We start from the raw sequence: 20,307 nt of genomic DNA on the forward strand, positions 1-20,307 counted from the left end.
GGTCTCCTGGTTGCGGGGAAGCCGGCGGTCGTGCCGCCGGCTTCCCCCTGAGCATCCGGCTATTGCGGTGGGTTGCCGTGCTTCCGGGACGGCAGGTCGGCGTGCTTGTTGTGGAGCATCGCGAGGGACTTGATGAGGACTTCGCGGGTCTGTGCCGGGTCGATGACGTCGTCGACCAGGCCGCGCTCGGCGGCGTAGTAGGGGTGCATGAGCTCGGCCTTGTACTCCTTGACCATGCGCGCACGCATCGCCTCGGGGTCCTCGGCGGCCGCGATCTGCCGACGGAAGATGACGTTGGCGGCACCTTCGGCGCCCATCACCGCGATCTCGTTGGTCGGCCAGGCATAGGTGAGGTCCGCGCCGATGGACTGACTGTCCATCACGATGTACGCACCTCCGTACGCCTTGCGCAGGATCAGCGAGATCCGCGGCACCGTCGCGTTGCAGTACGCGTAGAGCAGCTTCGCGCCGTGCCGGATGATCCCGCCGTGCTCCTGGTCCACCCCCGGCAGGAAGCCGGGCACGTCCAGCAGGGTCACGATCGGAATATTGAACGCATCACACATCTGAACAAACCGAGCGGCCTTCTCCGAGGCCTCGATGTCCAGAACTCCCGCCAGGGACTGCGGCTGGTTGGCGACGATGCCCACCACCTTGCCGTCAAGACGGGCCAGCGCGCAGACGATGTTCCGCGCCCACCGCTCGTGAACCTCCAGGTAGTCGCCCTCGTCGACGAGCTCCTCGATCACCTTGTGCATGTCGTACGGACGGTTGCCGTCCGCCGGAACCAGATCGAGCAGCATCTCCGAGCGGCGATCCGCCGCATCGTCGCTCACATGAGATGGCGGATTTTCGCGGTTGTTGGAGGGGAGCATCGAGATCAGGTACCTGACCTCGGCGATGCAGGTCTCCTCGTCGTCGTACGCGAAGTGCGCGACACCTGAGGTCTCGGCGTGGACATCCGCGCCCCCGAGACCGTTCTGGGTGATCTCCTCACCCGTGACCGCCTTGACGACGTCGGGACCGGTGATGAACATCTGCGAGGTCTCACGGACCATGAAGACGAAGTCGGTGAGGGCCGGGCTGTAGGCCGCGCCGCCCGCGCACGGGCCGAGCATGACGCTGATCTGCGGGATGACACCGCTCGCCTTGGTGTTGCGCTGGAAGATGCCGCCATAACCCGCGAGGGCGGAGACGCCCTCCTGGATACGGGCGCCCGCGCCGTCGTTCAGGGAGACCAGCGGGGCACCGGCCGCGATGGCCATGTCCATGATCTTGTGGATCTTGGTGGCGTGCGCCTCGCCGAGCGCGCCGCCGAAGATGCGGAAGTCGTGGGCGTACACGAAGACCGTGCGCCCATCGACCGTGCCCCAGCCGGTGATGACACCATCGGTGTACGGCTTCTTGGCCTCGAGCCCGAAACCGGTCGCCCGGTGCCGGCGCAACTGCTCGACCTCCTGGAACGAACCCTCGTCGAGCAGCAGCTCGATCCGCTCACGCGCGGTCAGCTTGCCCTTGGCGTGCTGCGCCTCGGTCGCACGCTCGCTCGGGCCCGACTGAGCCTGCACCCGGACAGCGTGCAGCTCCGCCACCCGCCCGCGGAGGTCAGTCGGCTCCGCCTCGACCGGGGCGGGGGAAATCATCGTCACCATGACAGATCCCTTCCTGGGGCCAGGCCGAGAAGGTCCAGTCCCGGGGTCCATGCGGACACTATAACAAACCGTCCATGCGGTTTACAGATGGGGTGTGGAACTCTTGAATGCCGAATCACTGCCAGCTGCGCGGAGCGCTGTAGCCAGAGCCCTTCCACCAGCGCGATCCATTGAGAGGACGCCCCTCCCCCGGCTCCGCGTCGTCACGGCACAGGGAGAGCAGCACAACGGTGAGTGCCGCCAGCTCTTCGTCACTGGCCTGCCCGCGCTCGAGTCGCAGCACGGCCTGACCACTGTCCGGATTGCCCATTTATCCCTCCTTTGCTTTTGCGGTCACGGTCGAGTACCCCCCTCAAGGACAGCTCTCGACTCGCTGGAAGGCCCACAAAAAGAACTCCGTATCCCCTGAGGGATACGGAGTTCTGGATCAGCTGTGGTGCGCGCGGGTCAGCTCGGTGTCTTGTGCAGCTGCACGGGGACGGACGCGAAGCCATTCATCATGAACGTCTTCATCGGTTCGAGTTCCTCCTCGGGGACGCCGAGCGTCATGTCCGGGAACCTCTCGAAGAGTCCGGCCAGAGCAGTAGTCGTCTCAAGGCGCGCCAGCGGGACTCCCATGCAGTAGTGGGCGCCGTGCCCGAAGCCGATGGTGTCGCGGCGGCCGGTGCGCAGGACGTCGAACACCGCGGTGTCCTCCCCGTGATACCCGGGATCGAGACCGGCGGCGAAGTTGACCAGGATCGGGTCCCCCTTCTTGATCAGGGCACCGTCAAGATCGATGTCCTCCACCGCGAACCGCATGGGCGAGAAGGCCCCCGGGCTGTGCATCCGCATCGTCTCGGCGATCACATCGTCCCAGTCGGCGCGGCCCTCAAGGACGTGAGCCAACTGGTCGCGGTGGCACAGGAGCTGGCCGATCGCGTTGGTGATCAGGGTGCAGGTCGTGTCCTGCCCGCCGGCCAGCAGGAGATTCAGGGTGCCCAACAGCTCCTGTTCGGAGAGTCCGTCGCCCTTGTCCCTGACCTCGAGCAGCCCGGACGTGAGGTCGTCACCGGGCTCGACCCGCTTGAGCGCCACCAGTTCAGCCAGCAGCTGGAAGACCACCCCCTGTGCGGCGGCCATCTCCTCACCCGTTGCCGAGCTGCTGAAGACGGTGTGCATCGCACCGGCGAGGCTGTCCCTGAGGTGCGCGGGGACTCCGAACAGTTCGCTGATCACCCGCATCGGCAGCAGCGCGGCGAACGAGGCCCGCAGATCGGGTCGTGCCGTGGGCGGCAGGGCGGCCAGATCGTCGAGAAGCTCCCCGGTGAGCGCCTCGACCCAGGGCTGAAGCTCCTTGGTGCGCCGTGCCGTGAAGGCCGCCGCGACCAGCCGGCGCAGCCTCGAGTGCTCATCGCCGTACGAGAACAGCATGTTCTCGTTGGACACCCACGGGTAGAGCGGCCAGTCCTCCGTTATGCGTCCCTCGATGAAGGCCGGCCAGTGCTGCCGGGCGCTCTTGGAGACGCGCGGGTCCACCAGCAGCTGCTTGATGTCCGCCTGACGAGTGATGGCCCATGCGATGACCCCGCCGGGCAACTCCACCTCAACTGCTCCCCCTTGTGCCCGCAGCATCGCCGCCTCACCGGCGTGATCCCGCCCCAGAACATCCAGGGTGTACGGGCATGCAGTTGCTTCCATCAATGCACTCCGTTCGTTTGTCGTGACGTTTGACGCTTCGACACACACGCACATCAGGAGGGCACACACAGCCCACCCCCCAATGGACTACGACGGGAAATTCTCTCAGACCTGCTCAGACCTGCTCGGCCCGGGAGGCCTCCGCCTCTTCTTGGGCTTTCATCGCTTCTTCGTACACCTCTTGGCCCCGCTCCGGCCTGAAGTCCAGCTGTACGAGGACCCCCGGCACCGCGACGGACGTCATCAGGTACTGCTGGAGCTCCGCCACCCGCTGCAGCATGTCCGTATGCCCGGTCATGATCTTCGACATGATCTGGACCCCGGTGAAACAGCTGGCGAACAGCCGTGCGGCAGCGGCCACATCAATGTGCGGAAGCAGCTCGCCGTCCGCCTTCGCCTTCGCCAGTACGGCTTCGTTGACGTCGAGCCACGCCTGGATCGGCACCTGTCGGTCCAGGCCGTCCCGCACGCCCTGCTCGACGGTGAGCCGGACGCTGCCCCGCACCAAGGAGTCCCCGCGACTGAGCAGGTAGGCCATCACCAGGGCCGAATCAAGACCCTCCTGCAAGGTCAGCTCCCGATGCGGGATCGGGGGCACCGAACCGACCTGGGCGGTCAGGACCGCCTGTGCGAGCTCGTCCTTGGACGTGAAGTGGAAGTAGAGCGCGCCCTTGGTCACGCCGGACCGCTTCAGGATCTCGGAGATGGTCGCGGCCTCGTACCCGACCTCGTCGAACACAGCAGATGCCGCCATGAGGATCGCCTGCCGTGTCCTGATGGCCCGCTCTTGCTGTGCCACAACATCCTCCTACCAGTCCAGCACCGGCGGATCAATGGAACACAAGAAAAGAAACCGGCACGTACGTATCTTAGTGCGTTCCGCCTTTCTGGACTAGAGCATTCCGCTGTCGTATCCCACTTCGACGACCCTCCCGGCTGCCCATGCGGACCTCCACGGCCCACGAGGGAGGGCTACTGAGGAGAGAATAAAACCTGACGACCGGTTTTCCAATGCCTTCTGGAGAAGAAGATGGGACCGTCAAGTTCCGTTTGTCCGTGCGGTATTGCCCACGGGATAGTCATTTCGATCTTTAACCCCGTCGCGTAGGTCAAGCGTTGGTAAAGAGTCTTGTAAAAAACCGGTAGGTCAGTATCTTATTGGCGACTCGAACCCATTCATTCGAAGCTGAGGCAGTGATATGACCTTGCTGACGATGCAGAAGATCGCGCTCCAGGCCGCAGGCGGCACGCTGGCGAGACCGGCCACCAACGATGTGCCGGACAGTCTCGACTTGCTCCAGTTCGTCGCCGAGACGGCCTCACCTCCGGCGAACGATTCGAGCCCCACGACGACACCCGTCGTCGCCGAGCTGATGCACCAGCTGTTCGACCCCGTCGACAGGGCTCGAATACACGGGCGATGGCGCGACCTCATCGCCCGCGAAGAGTTCCGTTACGTCCCCGGCCTCTCCACCGCCGAGCGCACCGAACTCTCCTACCGCCGCCTGCGCCTGGTGAACGACACGGTCGTCTCCCCCGAGCAGCTGGCACGCGATCCGCGCCAGCTGGCCAGCCTGCACGAGTGGACCGCGGCCTCGGACGGAGCGCTGTGCGCACTGGCGAGCATCCACTACAACCTGTTCCTGGGCAGCCTGTACGACCACGACGAGCGGGACGATCTTTCCCCCTACACGTCCATGCAGCGCACAGGAACGTTTCTCTGCTCGGAGCTGGAGCACGGGAACGACGCCCCCGCCCTCCAGACCACCGCCGAGTTCGACCGCGCCACCGGGGACTTCGTCCTGAACACCCCCGGCCCCGGCGCGCAGAAGTTCATGCCCAACACCAGCTCCACCGGCGGCCCGAAGAGCGCCGTGGTCGCCGCGCGGCTCCTGGTCGACGGTGAGGACCAAGGGGTCTTCCTGTTCCTGACACAGCTGAGCAACGAGGTGGGACCGCTGCCCGGGATACGGGTCCGCCGGCTTCCCGACCGGATCGGCAACCCGGTCGACCACTGCCTCACCTCGTTCGATCACGTCCGCCTGCCCCGCGAGGCCCTGCTGGAAGCGGACCACGGGCGGCTGACCGCCGAGGGGGTGCTCAACAGCAGCATGGGCAACCGCCGCAAGCGGTTCCTCCAGTCGATCGCGCGCGTCACCACGGGCAAGCTCTGCATGAGCGCCGCGAGCGTCGGCGCCTCCAGGGCGGCCCTGACCATCGCTGTGCGCTACGCACACCACCGTCACATCAGTGGCCCCAAGACCGGTGAGCGGGTGCCGCTGACCGCGCACCGCAGCCACTACGGCAGGCTGCTCCAGGGCCTCGCGACGGCCTATGCCATGACATTCCTGCACCGGACCGTGACCGACCGGTGGGCCGCGCACACGCCCGAGAACCGGGTGGAGACAGAGCGTCTTGTGGCCATCGCCAAGGCCTGGATCACCTGGCAGGGCCGCACCATCATGATCGAATGCCGCGAACGGTGCGGGGCCCAGGGGCTCTTCCCCCTCAACGGCCTGGCCGACCTCCAGCTGGACGCCGAGGGTTCGGTCACCGCCGAGGGCGACAACCTCCCGCTCTGGATCAAGGCAGCCGCCGAGATGGTCTTCGGCCACCGGACGGAGCGCCTCGACGCCCGCCCGGCGTCCCCGAAAGACCAGGACCTGACCGACCTGGCCTTCCTGCGCGACCTGCTCGCCGAAGTCGAGGCCCTCTGGCAGACCAGAGCGTGCACCGCACTGCGCCAGGGGCGCCGGGGCGACCCGCTCGGCCGCTGGAACGCCGCCTCGTCCTCGGGCCTCGAGATGGTCTCGGCCCATGCCCGTCTCCAGGCCGCCGACGCGTTCATCGCCGCCATCGGCCGGACGGCCGACCCCGCTGCCCGCTCCCTGCTCGAAGACCTGTGCCGCCTGTTCCTGCTCCAGGAGATCAGCCACCACACGGGCGATCTGCTGGCCGCCGGCCACCTGTCGGCCGACCATATCCACGCACTGCCGCCGGCGATCGACACACTCGTCCACGGCCTGGCCGAGCACCTGACGCCCCTCGTCGAGGCGTTCGACCTGCCGGCGGAGTACCTGGCCGCCATCCCCATCGCCAACAGTTCGTACGCCATGAGGGTCAGCGACTTCCTCGAGGCCTCGCCCAACTGATGCCCCGGGCCGCCTCATCCTTGCCCGGCACGCTCCACGGCCGCTCTCGCCTCGTGGGCCCAGGCCCCCAGCGGCAAGTGCAGGAACGGCGCTTCCTCCGCCAGCAGCTCCAGGACGACCGCCGCGTGCCGACCCGGCTTCACCACGAGGACGGCCCCGGCCTGATGGACATACAGCCCCGCCCGCCGGTCCACCGCCTCGATGTCCAGACGGGACTGCTCGATCGCCCGTGACTCCCAGAGCCGCATGTGCTGCGGCAGATTCCGCGCGTAGCTGGTACCGGGCCAGCTGATCCTGCGCAGCGCATCGAACGTACGTAAGGGCAGGGCGTCGCTCGCCCCAAGGACGCTGGGGTGGAGCACTCCCCTGTCACGCGCCGCGTACGCGACCTTCGCGGTGACCCCGGCAAGCTGCGCGACTCTCAGCAGACTCCAGGGCTTCATCCGTATCACCCGGGTCATCTCCCGGCACTCTCCCTCTGCTTGAGCCCCGGACACCGGTGCGCGAGGGGCGGTCCGTCTCCCATCATCTGATGGCTGACGGACCGCCCCTCGTGGATCTCCATCCGATTCCAAGTGTTCCTTGAGTCCCTGCACCGACCGTGGCGAAGGCGCCTATTCGCCTGAGACGGCCAGTGTTCGAAGGGACAACGCGATGCGTCTTGTCGAGGTACAGGGAAGAGACCGTGCGCTGTGCATTCTGTACGGGCTGTCCGCCGTCATCGGCCTCGGCATCATGGGGACGATGGCCGTCGCCTTCGTCGTCCAGAACGCGGACGCGGGGTTCCTCGGCGTCATGGAGAACTTCCTCCGTGACGCGACGTCGAATCTGGCGACCCAGTTCGTCTACGCCGACCTGGTGCTCGTCTGGGCAGCGCTCGGCGCCTACATGATCGTTGAAGGGCGGCGGCACGGGATCCGGCATGTCTGGGCGTACATCGTCGGGGCCCCGGTGATCGCACTGATCGTGACCTACGGCCTGTTCATGCTCGTGCGCCAGCTGAAGATCGCCGCCGCACGCGACACGGGCGGTCCGCCGAGCGCCGGTCACCCCGTACGCCCGGTGACGGTGCGGGCGGCACCGTGAACGGCTCAGCGGCGCGAGGCGTCGCTCTGGTGACCGGTGCGGCCGGCGGCATCGGCACGGCCGTGGCACGCCTGCTCGCCGAGCAGGGCACCCCGGTCGCCGCCGTCGACCTGGACACCGAGCAGTTGTGGGACACCGTCGGGAAGCTCGCCGCCGAAGGACTGCCTGTGCACGGCCGTGCCGCCGACGTCACCTCGAGCACCGAGGTCGAGGCCGTGGTGAGCGCGGTGGAGCGGCAACTGGGGCCCATCGACTACCTGGCGAACGCGGCCGGGGTGCTCCGCCTCGGCGAGGCCAGACGCCTGAGCGACCGGGACTGGCAGGCCACCTTCGCGGTCAACACGGACGGTGTGTTCCTGATGTCCCGAGCGGTGGTCAATCGCATGGTTCCACGACGCCGGGGCGCGATCGTCACCGTCGCCTCGAACGCGGCGGGCACCGCGCGCTGGAACATGGCCGCGTACGCGGCGTCCAAGGCGGCCGCGATCGCGTACACCAAGTGCCTGGGCCTGGAGGTCGCGCAGTACAACATCCGCTGCAACCTGGTCGCCCCCGGTTCGACGGACACCCCGATGCTGCACGGTATGCACCCCGACGGGAGCGCGGCCACCGCGAGCGTGACGGGGGACCCGGCCGCGTACAAGGTCGGCATCCCGCTGGGCAAGGTGGCGCGGCCACAGGACATCGCCCACGCTGCCGCGTTCCTGCTGTCGGACCAGGCAGGGCAGATCACGATGAACGCCCTGACCGTCGACGGCGGGGCCGCCCTCGGGGTCCAGGTGTAGCCGAACCTCCCCTGACGAAAGGACCGCCGTCGCATGGCAGGCATACCGCCCATCGAGCCCTACCCGATGCCCGCGCCGACCGAGCTTCCTTCCGCGGTCGTCGACTGGCAACCCGACCCGCGACGAGCCGTGCTGCTCGTTCACGACATGCAGGAGTACTTCCTCGACCCGTTCCCGCAGGGCGCTTCGCCCCGCGTCCCGCTCCTGCGCAACGCGGCCTCACTGCACCGGCGTTGCGCCGAATCCGGCGTCCCGATCGCCTACACCGCACAGCCCGGCGGCATGACCGCGCCGGAGCGCGGCCTGCTCGGCGACTTCTGGGGCCCCGGGATGCGCACCTCACCCGAGCACCGCCGGATCGTCGCGGAGCTGGAACCCGCCCCCGGCGACTGGGTGTTCACCAAGTGGCGCTACAGCGCCTTCTTCAAGACGGACCTGCTGGAACGGATGCGCGCGGCAGGCCGCGACCAGCTCATCGTCTGCGGTGTCTACGCGCACGTCGGTGTGCTGATGTCCGTGATGGACGCCTTCAGCCACGACATCCAGCCGTTCCTGGCCGCCGACGCCGTCGCGGACTTCTCCGCCGCCCACCACCGGCTGGCGATGGAGTACGCGGCCCAACGCTGCTCCGCCGTCGTCACCACGGCATCGCTGTGCGACGCCCTCGCGGCCGCAACGGCACAAGCGCCATGCTGACCGGGACGGACCCGTCAGCGGCCGCTCCCCGCGACGACGACCCGGACCTGCTCGACCGGATACTGGACGGCACCACGACCACGTTCGCCTTGCTGCACCGTCCGGAGGCCGGCACCGGGGGCACCCTGGAAGTGCTGCGGGGCGACGCGGCCCCGTGCTCCACGCTGGCCGACCTGCCGCTCGGTGACGCGCCCGCCCCGGCAGGTGTTCACGAGCTGCTCGCTCTGGTGCCGTACCGGCAGATCAAGGAGCGCGGGTTCGCGGTCCTCGACGACGATGCGCCGCTCATCGCGCTGACCGTCACCGGGCAACAGGAACTGCCGCTCAGCACAGCCCTGCGACGGCTGCCGAACGATCCCGTCAAGATCGACTCCGACGGGTTCGAGCTCTCGGACGACGAGTACGCCGACATCGTGCGCCGGGTGATCACGGAAGAGATCGGCACCGGCGAAGGCGCGAACTTCGTGATCAAGCGGGCGTTCACAGCGTGGCTGCCGGACTTCTCGGCCGTCGGCGCCCTGTCGTTCTTCCGACGGCTCGTCGAACGCGAGGCGGGTGCCTACTGGACCTTCCTCGTGCACACCCGTGACCGGATACTCGTGGGCGCGACTCCCGAGCGGCACATCAGCGTGCGCGACGGCACCGCCGTCATGAATCCCATCAGCGGCACGTACTGCTATCCCCCCGGCGGTGCCACCTTCGACGGCGTGATGTCCTTCCTGTCGGACCGGAAGGAATCCGACGAGCTCTCCATGGTCGTGGACGAAGAGCTGAAGATGATGGCCCGCGTCTGCCCCTCGGGTGGCCGGCTGATCGGCCCGTATCTGCGGGAGATGGCGCGGGTCGCGCATACCGAATACCTCATCGAGGGGCGCACCGGCAAAGACGTCCGCGACATCCTCAAGGAGACCCTGTTCGCCCCGACGGTGACCGGCGCGCCCCTCGAGAACGCCGCCAGGGTGATCAGCCGCCACGAGACGACCGGGCGCGGCTACTACAGCGGCGTGGCAGCGCTCATCGGCAGCGACGCGTCAGGAGCCCGGACCCTCGACTCCGCGATTCTGATCCGGACGGCCGACATCGTGCCCGACGGCCGTCTGGGCATCGGCGCCGGAGCGACACTGGTACGTCACTCGGACCCCGAAGCGGAGGCGCGCGAGACCCGGGCCAAGGTGGCCGGGCTGCTCACGGCCCTGACCGGGCAGGGCCCCAGCCGCTTCGCCGAACATCCGCAGGTCCGCGCGGCCCTGGCTCGCCGCAACGAAACCGTCGCCGGATTCTGGCTGGACGCGGCGGACGGCAGAGGCTGCGTGAGCGCCGAACTCGCGGGGCGCCGGGTGCTCGTGATCGATGCCGAGGACACCTTCACGGTGATGCTCGGCCACCAGCTCCAGGCCCTCGGCGCCGAGGTCACCGTGCGGCGGTTCGACGAGGAGTACGAGGCCGCGGCGCACGACCTGGTGGTGCTCGGTCCCGGGCCGGGTGATCCCAGGGACGTGGGGCACCCGAAGATCGCGAGCCTCCGGGCCGCGGCATACCAACTCCTCGCGGAGGGGCGCCCGTTGCTCGGAGTGTGCCTGAGCCACCAGCTGATGAGCGGGCTGCTCGGACTCCGTCTGCTGCGCCGCCCGGTCCCGAACCAGGGTGTGCAGCGCGAGATCGACCTCTTCGGAGGGCGCGAGCGCGTGGGCTTCTACAACACCTTCGCGGCCCACGCCGAGGAGGAATTCATCGAGCACCCCCTGGCCGGCCGGGTGGCGGTGAGCAGGGACCGGGACACCGGCGAGGTGCACGGCCTGCGGGGGCGGCACTTCGCCTCGGTGCAGTTCCACCCGGAGTCCGTACTCACCCAGGACGGGCCTCGAATCATCGCCTCCCTGCTCACGGAGGTGCTGCGGCCGGTCCCGAGCCACCACCACGACTGAGGGTGCACGGGTCCTGCGGCACCCGACAGGAAGGGACTGAGGACAGCGACATGGCACACGCACTCATCGCCGGCGGCGGCATCGGTGGCCTTGCCACCGCCCTTGCGCTGTCCCGCGCCGGGCATCAGGTCACCGTCCTGGAACGCCAGGAAACCTTCTCCGAGATCGGTGCGGGCATCCAGCTCGGCCCGAACGCCTTTCACGCCCTGGACCTCCTCGGCGTGGGCCACGCGGTGCGCGACCGGGCCGTATTCATCGACGAACTGCGCCTCATGGACAGCACGACGGGCGAAGCGATCGCCGTGATGCCGCTGACCGAGCGATACCGCAGACGGTTCCGCAACCCGTACGCGGTGGTGCAGCGCGGCGATCTCTACCACCCGCTGCTGTTCGCGTGCCTCGCGGCCGACGGCATCACCCTGGTACCCGGTGCCGCCGTGCAGGGCTACACCCAGCAGCGGTCCGGAGTCAGCGCCCGCACGAAGGACGGCCGGGCCTTCACCGGCGATCTGCTGGTCGGGGCGGACGGCATCCACTCGGCCGTGCGCGCGCAGCTCGTGGGCGACGGCGCACCGCGGGTCTCCGGCCACACCATCTACCGCTCGGTGATACCCATCGGCAGGGTCCCCGAGGAACTGCGCTGGAACGCGGTCACCTTGTGGGCCGGGCCGAGCCGGCACTTCGTCCACTACATCATCGGCGGCGGCGACTATCTGAACCTCGCCGCGACCCTCGACGACGGAGCCCGGGAACCGGTGACGAACCGCCACGCCCACCGGCAGACCGTCCTCGACCGGTTCACGGGCCTCGGCCGCACCGCACGCCGTCTCCTCGAACTCGGAGAGGGCTGGCGGGAGTGGGTGCTGTGCGATCGCGACCCGGTCGGCAGCTGGACGGACGACCGGGTGACCCTCATGGGCGACGCCGCCCATCCGATGCTCCAGTACGCGGCCCAAGGCGCGTGCCAGGCCCTGGAGGACGCCGTCGTACTGGGAGCGGTACTCGCCGGCGTCACCGCGGCCGACGATGTGGCGCGGTGCCTGGAGAGGTACAGCGGCGAGCGACGCGAGCGCACCGCACGCACCCAGCTCCTCGCCCGGGAGATGGGCACCCAGCTCTACCATCCGGCGGGCGAAGCCGCCCTGCGGCGCAATGCGATGCTGCGCGCGCTGTCCGAGGACGACCTGTACGAGAAGGTCGACTGGCTGCACGGTGCCCGGCAGTTCGCCCCCGAGGCGCCGCCGGCGGCACCGCACCCGGGGGAAGCGATGTGAGCCGCCCGACGCGGATCAGAATCGGTCGTAGCGGTAGTCGTCGAGGTCGAAGTGCCTGGCGCGCCAGGCCGCCTCGTAGGTGGAGGCGGGCCGGACAGCCGGTGCGTCCCCGTGCTCGTCGAGGTAGTAGCTGTTCGACGTCCGGCAACTCGGGTCGAGGAACACGGTGTTCTGCTGCCGGCGCAGTGTCCTGCGGAACGACCGGTCGTGCTTCTCCGGCCGGACGACCGCTTCCGTGGCCTGCCGGCGCCGCGCCTCATTGATCACTCGCAGCGCGTGGGTGACCTGGTACTCGATCATGCCGAACCAGGAACCTCCGGTGAAGGAGTAGGGACCCACGATGAACCACAGGTTCGGATACCCCTTGACGGACGCGCCTTCGTACGCCTGGAAGCGTTCGGTCCGCCAGAATTCCTTGAGGTCCCGGCCGCCCTTGCCGTGCATCGGGAAGGGCGGCAGATTGTCCAGGACGTGGAATCCGGTGGCCAGGACGAGCACATCGAACGTCTGCTCCTTGCCGTCCGTGGTGCGGATGCCGGTCCCGGTGATCTCCTCGATGGGCTCGGTGAGGAGATCCACGTTGCTGCGGGTGAAGGCGCGCCAGAAGCCCTTGCTCAGGGAGGGCCGTTTGCAGCCCACCCGGTAGGAAGGCGTGAACTTGCGCATCAACGCGCGATCGCCCCTGACCTGACGCCGCAGGTAGAACTTGGACGCCGCTTCCCCCGCACGCACCAGGAAGGGGAAACGGCGGTAGTGCACCATGGCGATCACGAAGCTGAGTTCCGTCATGAAGTCGGTGAGCAGCCGGACCGTACGCTGCGTCCACGGAGCCTTCTCGAACAGTCGCCGGACCGCTTCGGGCACGGCCATGTCCGGCTTCGGGAGAAGCCAGATGGGAGTGCGCTGATAGACGTGGAGCTGCTCCACGCGGGAGGCGATTTCCGGGACCAGCTGCACCGACGAGGCGCCGGTGCCGATCACGCCCACGCGCCGTCCGGTCAGCTCCAGGGTCTCGTCCCACGCCGCCGTGTGCACGACCTCGCCCTTGAACGTGTCCAGGCCCTGGATATCGGGAGTCTTGGGCTTGGTGAGCCAGCCGGTGGCGCAGATGACGAATCGTGCCGTCAGCGAGCTGCCGTCCTCGAGGAAGACATGCCACACATGCGCCGATTCCTTGTACTCGGCCCGTACGACCCTGGTGCTGAAGCGCAGGTGCGGACGCAGGCCGTATTTGTCGATGCAGTGATCCGCGTACGCCTTCAGTTCCTTCCCGGGCGGAAAGAGCCGCGACCACGTGAAGGGTTCGCGGCTGAAGGAGTAGGAGAAGGCGGAGATGTCGACCGCGATGCCGGGGTATTTGTTGACGTGCCAGCTGCCGCCGATGTCGTCCTGCTCCTCCAGGATCACGAAGTCGTCGATGGAGCTGTGCCGCAGTGCGATCGCCGCGCCGATGCCGGAGAAACCGGCGCCGACGACGAGCACTTCATGATCAGGGGTCATCGGTCTCTCCTCGACGGAGTCAGAGGGCCAGGCCGATGGCCTGGAGGGTTCCAAAGGCGAGGAGGAGCAGACACGTGTGCTCCAGTGCCGGAATCAGGTCGCGGCCGCCGGCCCTGCTCAGTACCCGGCGCACCGGGAAGACGGCAAACGGAACCGCGCCGAGGACGAGCAGTGCCCACGGGCGGCTGAGGGCGAGGAGGAGCCCGGTGGCGAAGGCGGCGGTGACACACAGAACGTAGAACCGGCGTGTGCGGGCGGCGCCTGTGCGCACGGCGAGGGTGTTCTTTCCCGCGGCGGCATCAGTGGGTATGTCGCGAAGGTTGTTGGTGGTGATCAGCGCGCAGGCGAGAAAGCCGACGGGCAGCGACGCGGCCACGGCCAGCAGGGGGACATGACCGAGCTGGATGTACACGGGGGCGCAGACGAACAGCACGCCGTGGAAGAGGAAGATGCTGAGCTCGCCGAACCCGTGGTAGCCGTACGGGTGAGGGCCACCGGTGTAGAACCATCCGCCACAGGCGCAGAGCACCACGAGGGCCAGTAGCCACCAGGAGACGAGAACGGCGAGGACCGTTCCGGCGAGGGCGCCGACGAGGAACAGCACTGCCCCGCTGCGGAAGACCTGCTGGGGCGTGGCCTGCCCGGAGCCGACCAGGCGGGCGGGGCCGAGGCGGTGGTCGTCGGCTCCTCTGATGCCGTCGCTGTAGTCGTTGAAGAAGTTGGTGCCGATGACGAATCCGAGCACGAACACCACCGTCAGGGCGGCGTGCCACCAGTTGACCCGTCCCAGTGAGTGGGCGATCGCGAGGCCGACGGCAAGCGGCGCGAAGGACACCGGGAGGGTCTTGGGCCGGGCCCCGGTCAGCCAGTTCCGCAGCCGGGTGGGGGCCGCCCCCTCCGCTTGCGTCAGCATTTCGTTCCCGCGCCGAGGAAGAGGACGGCGGTGGACTTCGTGGCAATCATCCGGACCTCCTCGCGCCGCCCGGCCGCATAGCGGGCCATGTCGCGCATGTGTGGGCGCAGCCCGTGCAGGGTGAGTTCCACACCGTTCGCGCGTGCGGTCCGGGTGAGCCGTGCCCGGTTGACGAAGAGCCGGTGGTCGTGGGTGCCGCGCGGTGGGCGGCCCGGCAGCGGCAGGTTCTCGGCGAGTGTGATCGAGACGAACCGGGCGACTGCCGTGTCGGCGATGGTGTCGACGACCAGCGTGCCGCCCGGACGCAGCACCCGGCATGCCTCGCTCACCACGGCGAAGGGATCCGGTACGTGTTCCAGGCACTGCCCGGCGGTGACGACATCGAACGACTCGTCATCGAAGGGGAGTCCGGTGATATCGGCTCGGACGACTTCGTCGAAGCCGTGCCGGAGGGCTTCTCGGAGTGACAGTTCCGACAGGTCCACGCCGACCACTCGGTATCCCTTGTCGGCCGCGTACGGGCCGAAAAGACCGCCCCCGCAGGCGATGTCGAGCAGGGAGGCCTGTCCTTGCCCTGGCCTGTGCTCGGCAGCGGGAACGTACTCGGCGCGGGCACGTGCGATCCAGCCCAGTGGTGCGAGTGCTCCCCGGGGGTCCCACCATTCATCGGCAAGACCGTCGTAGTCAGCGATGAAATCCTTCCTGATCGCTGATCTTTCCACCATGCTGATCCCCCCAGCGGTGCACGGGAATTGGACTGGAACCTGACACCAGCCGTCGCAAACTCCCGCATCCCGCTGGAGCCGTGGTGGAAGCCGATCGGAATCACGGACCGTCGGCCGCGAGGCCGAAGCCCACCGGGCGGTCAACTCAATACGCTTCGGCCAGAGCGGCCTGGCGGACGGCGTGGACGCACAGGCGAGTGCCATAGAGGTCGAGCGCGTCGTCGGGGTCGTCGGCATAGTGGTCGGCAACCTCGGGCCAGCGGTCCCAGCTGTACAGGCGGGCCAGGCGCCGGTCCGTGTCGGTGCGGGGCGGCACCTCGAGATCGGCCTGTGCGAGCCACTCCTGCCAGGCCGTGTTCGATCGCGGGTCCCCCGCTGCGGCGAGAGCGCTGTCGCGCGCGGCAACCTCCCGGGCTTCGCGCCGCAGTTGGGCCTGGATGTAGGCAGCCGGTCGTGCGGGGCGCCACTTGAGGCACATCCCGATAAGTTCAGCGGCGATCTCGTGTGCGTTCAACCCACGGTCGAAGTAGGACCGCAGCGAGAAGGCAAGGCGTCGCAGAGGCTCTCCCTGAGTCCAGTTGACCAAGGCGCGGACCGTGCGGGTCTCCAGGATCTCCCGCGCGGCTTGTGCGGGCGAGCGAGGCGCCGTGGTCGCATGGCTGTCCGACTGGCGGTGAGGCCGGGAATTCTGGAGCTTGCTGCCGCTCGCGCGTTGGCGCGAGGTGTCTTTAACACCCCCCCTCATCTGCACCTTTCTCTTTTCCTCAGCCATGGTGAGGGAAGGGGGCGCACCGCTTGCGGAACCAGAGTTGCCCACACGGGAGTTGTCCACAGACTCGGATGGGTTCTGCTGGTGCACGACGACCCGTGCGTCGTATCCGGAGCCCGTGATCCGGTGCCCCATCGCATGGTCGTACGAGGGCGGAATCGCGGCCGCGTACACGGTCGCCGTACCGGCGTACCCGCGCAGACCCAGCTTGCGGCGGATATTCGCCTTGGTGCCGTGAACCACCCATACGAGTGACCCGAGTTCGCGCAGTACGGCGATGTGACGCTTCACGGTGGCCCTGGAAAGGCCGAGGCGAGCCGAGATTCCGTCCAGGCAGTACAGGACGTGGCCCGTGCTGTAGTCCATGCGCTTGGCCAGGTCCTCGGCGACGCGCAGCGTCGTGGAGTTGGCCCGGGGGTGGATGCCCGCTGAGAGCAGCCATTGGGTGGCCCGGAGCCAGCGACGGGGACCGCTGTGCCGGGAATTCGTGTGCGCGAGCTCCTGGGAAGCTGCGTGGACAGGGGCTGTTTTGGGCAACACCAAACCAGCCCTCGTGGTGGTAGCGATGACCCGCTCCTGGACGAGGAAGCAAATGAGGCAGAACGAAACCGCAACTCGGCGAGGGAAAGGGAGGCTTGCCGAGCCGGGCGTGGATGTTCAGTTGGGGAGGGAGGTGGCTGGCGAAGGTCCTTTCGTACAGGTGGATACGTAGGGCGCAGGTCGTGTGAGATACGAGCGTCCGCAGGGCTGGGCGGCCAGTCCCGGGCTGTGGCTGTGTGTGCAGCCGAAGCCCTTATACGTGGTCAGGAGCAGGTGCTGCGGCGCCCACTCCCCCGGCAGCCTTGCTTATGCGGCGGGTGGCGCGGAGGGGCGCCGTCGTCGTGTCTTGAGTTGAGCTATGGCGTCGGGAAGCTCGGTCACCCATTGCCCGATGGGCAGGCGAATGGCTACGCGCCCGCCGAGGTGCTTGAGGTCGAAGGCAGCGCGTTCCGCGGGGGTGGTGACGAGATACACGGAGTCCTGGAGGACCCACAGCGAGGTCTCGGGGGTCGTATCGGCGTCGGACACAGCCTGCCGTGCTGCTTCGACCGCCATGGACTGCCAGAGCTCGAGGTCCTGTCGGGCACTGCGCGGGCGACGGGTGCCCGGCCAGACGATCTGGGACACGAACGCGTATACGCGGAGGGCCACGACTGAGTCTTCGAAGTGCGGCTCGGTGAGGACGCCTTGGTCGCGGGCCTTCCAGGCCCATGATTCGCTCAGGCCCGCGGCGAAGGCGACCGCGCTGGTGCTGAGTTTTTCGCTGGTCAGCGACATTGCTCTGACTCTTCCGCTAAGTGTGCTGATCGTTCTCGCACTTTAGCGCATGAAGCCCTCAGGTTTCCCTCATCACTAGAGGTCCAGTGTTTTTCCGTACTGGACATTCCCTTACGAGTGCCTGCATTTGAGCTGTCGTCAGTTGTTCGAATAGTTGTTGTCGTTCATGTTGCTTCTAGCGTTGCAGGGATCGTTGTAGCGATTGTTGTAGGGATCGTTGCAGGGATTGTTGTAGGGATCGTGCCAGCGGTGGTTGCAGCCGTGGTTGCAGCGTTGGTTGCAGCAGACGTTGCACCCCTCCCCTGCGCAGAGACAGAAGAATGGCGGTGGGGGGGGGGGGGCCCCCCCCGGGGCCCCCCCCCCCCCCCCCCCCCGCCCCCCCCCCCCCCCCCCCGGGGGGGGGGGGGGCCGGGGGGGGCCCCCCCCCCCCCCCCCCCGCCCCGCCGGGCGGGGGGGGGGCCGCCCCCCCCCCCCCCGGCCGCGGGCGGGTTGTGGGGGGGGGGGGGGGCCCCCCCCCCCCCGCCCCCCCCCCACCGCCATCATCGTCAGACTCGGCCATGAGCCCCCTAGGGGGACTTGACCTGCTTCTCGGGCCGCTGCATCGGCCCCTCGGCCTCGAGCGTGCGGAGAAACTGCTGGACGATCGCCGAGACGATCAGCGAGCCCTTCCGGGCGAAACCCGCGTCCTGCAACGCGACGCTGAGGTTCGATAGCCACTCGAGGACGCTGGGACCTACACGGAAGGTCGACGGCTGAGCCTTCTCGGTCTCCCAGATCCGCTCCATGGCGAACTTCCTGGCCATGTCGATGAGCTCGGGGGGCAGCTCCGCCGGCTGCTGATGGAAGGCCGCGTCCAGGTAATGACCGATCGCCAACTGAGTGTTGCCGCTCGAGCGGCGATCCGCATTGACGCGGTCCTTGAGCAGGGCGAGAACATCAGGAGAGATACGGAACCCGAAGGCCTTCCATGTGCTGGAGTGCAGCTTGGCATGGGTGAAACTCTCCTGGACCGCCGCATGTTGTCCGCTGTGTGCCGTCGTGCGCTGACGTCGCGGACGCGCGGCCGCCGCAGACTGCTCGGCACCGGGGGAAGCCCGCGGAAGGGATTCCGCGTTCTCCCTGTCGTTGTTCTCCGTTGCCGCAGACGCCCTTGTCCGGGCAGTCGTCGGCCTGGCCGGGGTGTCACGCTCGGCGTCGGGCGCGGGGCCCGGATCCGCAACAGGCACCGCTGCCTGCGGTGGCGCCCCGCCGCCGCGCGGCTGCGGGGCACGCGGCGGCGGGGAGGGCTGCGCGGCATCAGAGGCCGGCGCAGCAGGAGCAGCATCCTGGTCGGCACCAGGAGTGCCCTGTCCCCCACCGAGCCACGAGCGGTTGGCCACATCGTCAGCCCCGGCGAGCAGCCCTTGCACCAGCTGGGCGCCGGCGGGCTTGAACTTCTTCTTCGGGCGCCCCTTGGAGTCAGCCACCGGAGCCCTCCAACTCGATGCGCTCGGGCATCTCCCACTTCTCCGCGGGCTGCCCCATGCGTGCGACGAGCTGGCCCATGAGCTCGCTGTACATCTTGCCGGGGGTGTGGCTCGCGAAGCGGATCACCGACGGCACTCCGTACGCGAAGGAGTCGCTGATGCGGTTGTCCGTACGAATGTCCGTGCAGAACGGCGCCAGGTCCGCGTCCAGCATCCCGTTGCGGATGTTGACCTCCTGGGCCTTCCACCGCGAGGGAGGGTTCGAACGGTTCAGCACCGCTCCCAGGTACTGAGGCTCGCACTCGCCGCCCGTGCGGTCCTTGACGTACCGCACGGTCCCCCGGGTCGCTGCCGCGCCCTTCAGGGCCGGGTACTCCGGGACGCACACGGTGATGACGAAGTCCGCGGCAGCCAGGGCGGTAGCGGACAGGGAGGAGACAGCGGGAGGGGTGTCGATGACGACGAAGTCGAAGGAGTCGGCAACCTCCATGAGCAACCTGCGCAGGATCGGGGTCGACTGGAACCCCTTCTTATGAATGAGGTCCTGCGCGGCTGTCATGGTCGACTCCTCGCACGCCAACAGGTGCAGCGTGCCCGCGTCTTCCCACTCCTCGAGAAGTTCGCTCCGGTCGAACCACAGGTTGGACAGGTCCATGCGCATGCCCTGCATCCGGGCCTGAAGCACCCAGCCCAGCGAACGGGCCAGCTGCTCCTCCCCCGCGAGGTTGACGCCCACGGCCGTACCGGCCTGGGCCTGAGGGTCGAGGTCGACCGTCAGCACGCGCGCGCCTGCCAATGCCAGACCTGCAGCAAGGTTGACCGTGGTGCTGGTCTTGCCCACCCCTCCCTTCTGTGTCGCCACGGCGATGACCTTCATCGCGTGCCCGCCTCTCTCCAGTGCGTACGTTGATTCGGCAGCCCACATGTGTCACCAGGAACTTGAGATTCCGGTACTCGCCTATCCGGGGAGGGTGAGCAGCCGGTTTGACTGTTTCACCCAGGGATTAGGAGTCACCTGCTCACTCTGTTCCTCTAGTGACACGGGATATTAGGCTTGACGATAACAGGACCGGCTCTCTGAGGTGCGTGTGACGCGCGCGCTGGTTGCGAACGGACCAACCAGCGCCGCGGTGACGCAGTGTCAGCGACGGCGCTGCAGGCGTCGAGCGAGCGGCTGTGTGTGGGCCTCATCTATACATCGTTCGTTGGGTGGTGTGTGCGTAAGACAGTTGCATACATGCATCGTTGGCAAGTTTGTTAGATCGTTAGTTTGTTTGATCGTTCTAGCGAAGGTTGCAGAGTAAGAGCTAACGATAGATCTAACGTAAGTTGCAGCGTTGCAGCGTTCGTAGTTCTCATTCAAATAG

General features: G+C 67.9%; 18 protein-coding genes. 6 read left to right on the forward strand and 12 right to left on the reverse strand.

The window, feature by feature from the left end; translation table 11 throughout:
- Window positions 1–59: 59 nt before the first annotated feature.
- The 4 genes from ACGFSB_RS34465 to ACGFSB_RS34480 all read right to left on the reverse strand — a co-directional run bounded on the left by ACGFSB_RS34465 (window position 60) and on the right by ACGFSB_RS34480 (window position 4,131).
- Window positions 60–1,643 (reverse strand): acyl-CoA carboxylase subunit beta, encoded by a 1,584-nt coding sequence (locus ACGFSB_RS34465; RefSeq protein ID WP_393407731.1) that lies wholly within the window; start codon window positions 1,641–1,643, stop codon window positions 60–62.
- Between the two features lie 124 nt (window positions 1,644–1,767).
- Window positions 1,768–1,962 (reverse strand): acyl-CoA carboxylase subunit epsilon, encoded by a 195-nt coding sequence (locus ACGFSB_RS34470; RefSeq protein ID WP_393407663.1) that lies wholly within the window; start codon window positions 1,960–1,962, stop codon window positions 1,768–1,770.
- A gap of 137 nt (window positions 1,963–2,099) precedes the next feature.
- Window positions 2,100–3,332: a cytochrome P450 gene (locus ACGFSB_RS34475; protein WP_393407666.1), complete on the reverse strand. Its 1,233-nt coding sequence runs from the start codon at window positions 3,330–3,332 to the stop codon at window positions 2,100–2,102.
- 115 nt (window positions 3,333–3,447) lie between these two features.
- The gene (locus ACGFSB_RS34480; RefSeq protein WP_393407668.1) at window positions 3,448–4,131 is read right to left on the reverse strand and encodes a ScbR family autoregulator-binding transcription factor; all 684 of its coding nucleotides are present in this window, start codon (window positions 4,129–4,131) and stop codon (window positions 3,448–3,450) included.
- A 400-nt stretch (window positions 4,132–4,531) separates the two neighbouring features.
- Here ACGFSB_RS34480 and ACGFSB_RS34485 point away from each other — a divergent pair, with 400 nt between their 5' ends.
- Window positions 4,532–6,484 (forward strand): acyl-CoA dehydrogenase, encoded by a 1,953-nt coding sequence (locus tag ACGFSB_RS34485; protein WP_393407670.1) that lies wholly within the window; start codon window positions 4,532–4,534, stop codon window positions 6,482–6,484.
- 14 nt (window positions 6,485–6,498) lie between these two features.
- Here ACGFSB_RS34485 and ACGFSB_RS34490 read toward each other — a convergent pair whose 3' ends face one another.
- Complete coding sequence (locus ACGFSB_RS34490) at window positions 6,499–6,945, reverse strand: hypothetical protein (protein WP_393407673.1); 447 nt, start codon at window positions 6,943–6,945, stop codon at window positions 6,499–6,501.
- Window positions 6,946–7,138: 193 nt separating this feature from the next.
- Between ACGFSB_RS34490 and ACGFSB_RS34495 the strand changes: the two genes are divergently transcribed.
- Genes ACGFSB_RS34495 through ACGFSB_RS34515 form a run of 5 tightly spaced genes read left to right on the forward strand, consistent with a single transcriptional unit; the run spans window position 7,139 to window position 12,250 of the window.
- On the forward strand, window positions 7,139–7,570 hold the full coding sequence (locus ACGFSB_RS34495; RefSeq protein WP_393407675.1) for a DUF2834 domain-containing protein: 432 nt from the start codon (window positions 7,139–7,141) through the stop codon (window positions 7,568–7,570).
- Window positions 7,567–8,355 (forward strand): 2,3-dihydro-2,3-dihydroxybenzoate dehydrogenase, encoded by a 789-nt coding sequence (locus tag ACGFSB_RS34500; RefSeq protein ID WP_393407678.1) that lies wholly within the window; start codon window positions 7,567–7,569, stop codon window positions 8,353–8,355. Before ACGFSB_RS34495 ends, ACGFSB_RS34500 begins: the two co-directional genes overlap by 4 nt.
- 33 nt (window positions 8,356–8,388) lie before the next feature.
- Window positions 8,389–9,051 carry an isochorismatase family protein gene (locus ACGFSB_RS34505; RefSeq protein WP_393407681.1) on the forward strand — a complete coding sequence of 221 codons (663 nt, stop codon included), beginning with the start codon at window positions 8,389–8,391 and terminating at the stop codon, window positions 9,049–9,051.
- A complete protein-coding gene (locus ACGFSB_RS34510; protein WP_393407734.1) occupies window positions 9,045–10,976 on the forward strand; it encodes an anthranilate synthase family protein in 1,932 nt (643 codons plus the stop codon). The genes ACGFSB_RS34505 and ACGFSB_RS34510 overlap by 7 nt, the downstream gene beginning before the upstream one ends.
- A gap of 50 nt (window positions 10,977–11,026) precedes the next feature.
- Window positions 11,027–12,250: a 3-hydroxybenzoate 6-monooxygenase gene (locus ACGFSB_RS34515; protein WP_393407683.1), complete on the forward strand. Its 1,224-nt coding sequence runs from the start codon at window positions 11,027–11,029 to the stop codon at window positions 12,248–12,250.
- A 15-nt stretch (window positions 12,251–12,265) separates the two neighbouring features.
- Here the strand turns inward: ACGFSB_RS34515 and ACGFSB_RS34520 are convergent, their stop codons facing one another.
- The 7 genes from ACGFSB_RS34520 to ACGFSB_RS34550 all read right to left on the reverse strand — a co-directional run bounded on the left by ACGFSB_RS34520 (window position 12,266) and on the right by ACGFSB_RS34550 (window position 19,865).
- Window positions 12,266–13,750: a flavin-containing monooxygenase gene (locus ACGFSB_RS34520; RefSeq protein ID WP_393407686.1), complete on the reverse strand. Its 1,485-nt coding sequence runs from the start codon at window positions 13,748–13,750 to the stop codon at window positions 12,266–12,268.
- Window positions 13,751–13,769: 19 nt separating this feature from the next.
- The gene (locus ACGFSB_RS34525; RefSeq protein WP_393407688.1) at window positions 13,770–14,663 is read right to left on the reverse strand and encodes a 1,4-dihydroxy-2-naphthoate polyprenyltransferase; all 894 of its coding nucleotides are present in this window, start codon (window positions 14,661–14,663) and stop codon (window positions 13,770–13,772) included.
- A complete protein-coding gene (ubiG, locus tag ACGFSB_RS34530) occupies window positions 14,657–15,388 on the reverse strand; it encodes a bifunctional 2-polyprenyl-6-hydroxyphenol methylase/3-demethylubiquinol 3-O-methyltransferase UbiG (protein WP_393407691.1) in 732 nt (243 codons plus the stop codon). The genes ACGFSB_RS34525 and ubiG overlap by 7 nt, the downstream gene beginning before the upstream one ends.
- A gap of 145 nt (window positions 15,389–15,533) precedes the next feature.
- A complete protein-coding gene (locus tag ACGFSB_RS34535; protein WP_393407694.1) occupies window positions 15,534–16,697 on the reverse strand; it encodes a cell wall protein in 1,164 nt (387 codons plus the stop codon).
- A 306-nt stretch (window positions 16,698–17,003) separates the two neighbouring features.
- Window positions 17,004–17,474 carry a hypothetical protein gene (locus ACGFSB_RS34540; RefSeq protein ID WP_393407696.1) on the reverse strand — a complete coding sequence of 157 codons (471 nt, stop codon included), beginning with the start codon at window positions 17,472–17,474 and terminating at the stop codon, window positions 17,004–17,006.
- Between the two features lie 566 nt (window positions 17,475–18,040).
- On the reverse strand, window positions 18,041–18,940 hold the full coding sequence (locus tag ACGFSB_RS34545; RefSeq protein WP_393407699.1) for a hypothetical protein: 900 nt from the start codon (window positions 18,938–18,940) through the stop codon (window positions 18,041–18,043).
- The gene (locus tag ACGFSB_RS34550; RefSeq protein WP_393407701.1) at window positions 18,933–19,865 is read right to left on the reverse strand and encodes a ParA family protein; all 933 of its coding nucleotides are present in this window, start codon (window positions 19,863–19,865) and stop codon (window positions 18,933–18,935) included. The genes ACGFSB_RS34545 and ACGFSB_RS34550 overlap by 8 nt, the downstream gene beginning before the upstream one ends.
- Window positions 19,866–20,307: the final 442 nt, after the last annotated feature.

This window comes from Streptomyces sp. NPDC048441 (assembly GCF_043200235.1).
Lineage (GTDB): Bacteria > Actinomycetota > Actinomycetes > Streptomycetales > Streptomycetaceae > Streptomyces.

Coding starts and splice junctions, on each gene's coding strand:
- ACGFSB_RS34505 (WP_393407681.1), top strand. CDS start 8,389: ATGGCAGGCATACCGCCCATCGAGCCCTACCCGATGCCCGCGCCGACC.
- ACGFSB_RS34525 (WP_393407688.1), bottom strand. CDS start 14,663: ATGCTGACGCAAGCGGAGGGGGCGGCCCCCACCCGGCTGCGGAACTGG.
- ACGFSB_RS34465 (WP_393407731.1), bottom strand. CDS start 1,643: ATGATTTCCCCCGCCCCGGTCGAGGCGGAGCCGACTGACCTCCGCGGG.
- ACGFSB_RS34495 (WP_393407675.1), top strand. CDS start 7,139: ATGCGTCTTGTCGAGGTACAGGGAAGAGACCGTGCGCTGTGCATTCTG.
- ACGFSB_RS34475 (WP_393407666.1), bottom strand. CDS start 3,332: ATGGAAGCAACTGCATGCCCGTACACCCTGGATGTTCTGGGGCGGGAT.
- ACGFSB_RS34485 (WP_393407670.1), top strand. CDS start 4,532: ATGACCTTGCTGACGATGCAGAAGATCGCGCTCCAGGCCGCAGGCGGC.
- ACGFSB_RS34550 (WP_393407701.1), bottom strand. CDS start 19,865: ATGTGGGCTGCCGAATCAACGTACGCACTGGAGAGAGGCGGGCACGCG.
- ACGFSB_RS34520 (WP_393407686.1), bottom strand. CDS start 13,750: ATGACCCCTGATCATGAAGTGCTCGTCGTCGGCGCCGGTTTCTCCGGC.
- ACGFSB_RS34510 (WP_393407734.1), top strand. CDS start 9,045: ATGCTGACCGGGACGGACCCGTCAGCGGCCGCTCCCCGCGACGACGAC.
- ACGFSB_RS34490 (WP_393407673.1), bottom strand. CDS start 6,945: ATGACCCGGGTGATACGGATGAAGCCCTGGAGTCTGCTGAGAGTCGCG.
- ubiG (WP_393407691.1), bottom strand. CDS start 15,388: ATGGTGGAAAGATCAGCGATCAGGAAGGATTTCATCGCTGACTACGAC.
- ACGFSB_RS34470 (WP_393407663.1), bottom strand. CDS start 1,962: ATGGGCAATCCGGACAGTGGTCAGGCCGTGCTGCGACTCGAGCGCGGG.
- ACGFSB_RS34515 (WP_393407683.1), top strand. CDS start 11,027: ATGGCACACGCACTCATCGCCGGCGGCGGCATCGGTGGCCTTGCCACC.
- ACGFSB_RS34540 (WP_393407696.1), bottom strand. CDS start 17,474: ATGTCGCTGACCAGCGAAAAACTCAGCACCAGCGCGGTCGCCTTCGCC.